The organism is Streptomyces apricus (assembly GCF_008369065.1).
GTDB classification, from domain to species: domain Bacteria; phylum Actinomycetota; class Actinomycetes; order Streptomycetales; family Streptomycetaceae; genus Streptomyces; species Streptomyces apricus.
In genome coordinates this window covers 1-1,806 of the sequence record NZ_VDFC01000184.1, presented here as the reverse complement: position 1 = coordinate 1,806, position 1,806 = coordinate 1, and the positions used below count along the sequence as shown (strand labels likewise).

The 1,806-nt window shown below is 70.7% G+C and carries 1 protein-coding gene; it reads left to right on the top strand.

Features of this window, described 5'->3' with window-relative positions:
- Positions 1 to 52 precede the first annotated feature (52 nt).
- Positions 53 to 1,771, top strand: a complete 1,719-nt coding sequence (locus FGF04_RS39060; protein ID WP_149516139.1) for a discoidin domain-containing protein — start codon at positions 53 to 55, stop codon at positions 1,769 to 1,771.
- Positions 1,772 to 1,806 lie beyond the last annotated feature (35 nt).

Here is a 1,806-nt window from a genome sequence, read left to right as displayed (position 1 = left end):
CTCCCCCTCAGGGAGCGCTCCCCCACCTCCCTCCCCACCCGAGGAGTCGCCCGTGCACACGCTCTTGCGTCGCTCCGGCTTACTTTTGGCCCTCGCGGCCTCGCTGCTCGCTCTCATCGCTCTCCCCGCTCCCTCCGCCCGGGCCGCGGAGACCCTGCTCTCGCAGGGGAAGCCCGCCACGGCCTCCAGCACCGAAGGCGCCTTCAGCGCCCGCAACGCCGTCGACGGCGACCCCGGGACGCGGTGGTCCAGCGCCTTCGCCGACCCGCAGTGGATCCAGGTCGACCTCGGGGCGAGCGCCGACATCAGCCGGGTCGCCCTCACCTGGGAAGCCGCGTACGGCACGGCGTTCAGGATCGAGGTGTCGAACGACGCGCAGGCATGGACCACCGTGCACCAGACGGCCGCGGGCACGGGCGGCACCCAGACCCTGGCCGTCTCGGGCACCGGCCGCTACGTGCGCATGTACGGCACGCAACGCGCCACCGCCTACGGCTACTCGCTGTGGGAGTTCCAGGTGTACGGCACGGCCGGCGGCTCCGGCGGGGACACCGGACGCCTGCTCTCCTACGGCAGGACGGGCGCGGCCTCCTCCTCCCAGAGCGACGGCAACTGCTGGGAGTGCACACCGGCCAGGGCGTTCGACCGCGATCCGGCCTCCCGCTGGGCCACGAGCTCCACCACCGGCTGGACCGATCCGGGCTGGATCTCCGTCGACCTCGGCGCGACGGCGCAGATCGACAAGGTCGTCCTGCAGTGGGACCCCGCCTACGCCAAGTCCTTCCAGATCCAGGTCTCCCCGAACGGGACCGACTGGACACCGGTGTACTCGACGACGTCCGGCACGGGCTTCAAACAGACGCTGGCCGTCTCCGGCACCGGCCGCTACGTGCGCATGTACGGCACGGAGCGCGCCACCCCGTACGGCTACTCGCTGTGGGAGTTCCAGGTGTACGGCACCGGTGGCGCCCCGATCACGCCGCCACCCCTGCCGAGCGACCCAGCGAATCCGCCGCGGCTGGTGTGGAGCGACGACTTCGACGGCTCCGCGGGCGCCAGGCCCGACGCCTCGAAGTGGCGGGCCGATCCGGGCACCGGGCCGAACAACGAGCTGGAGTACTACACCGACCACCGCAACGCCGCGCTGGACGGGTCGGGGCACCTGGTGATGGAGGCCCGCAAGGAGGTCACCGCCGGATCGTCGTGCCCGCGCGACCCGTTGAGCGGCAGCACCACCTGCCAGTACACCTCGGCGCGGATGAACACCGGCGCGACGTTCCAGTTCACCTACGGACGCGTCGAGGCACGCATCAAGGTGCCCAAGGGCAACGGCCTGTGGCCCGCGTTCTGGATGATGGGCGCCGACTTCCTGACGGGCCGGCCGTGGCCCTACAACGGTGAGGTCGACATCGTGGAAGTCCTGGGCAAGGACGTGAAGACCGCTTACTCGACCGTCCACGCGCCCGCCTACAACGGCGGAGGCGGCATCGGGGCGTCGTACACGCTGCCCGGGAACGCCGACTTCTCCGACGACTTCCACACCTGGGCCGCCGACTGGAACAGCAAGGGCATCACCTACAGCCTGGACGGCCGGACCGTCCTGACCCTCGACAAGGAGCAGGTGGAACGGACCCGCGGGCCGTGGATCTTCGACCACCCCCACTACATGATCCTCAACCTCGCGGTCGGGGGCGACTGGCCGGGTCCGCCGGACGCCGGCACTCCTTTCCCCTCCAAGATGCTCGTCGACTACGTACGGGTCTATCAGTAGTCCTGCCCCTTCACCACCCACCCCCTCCCCCCATC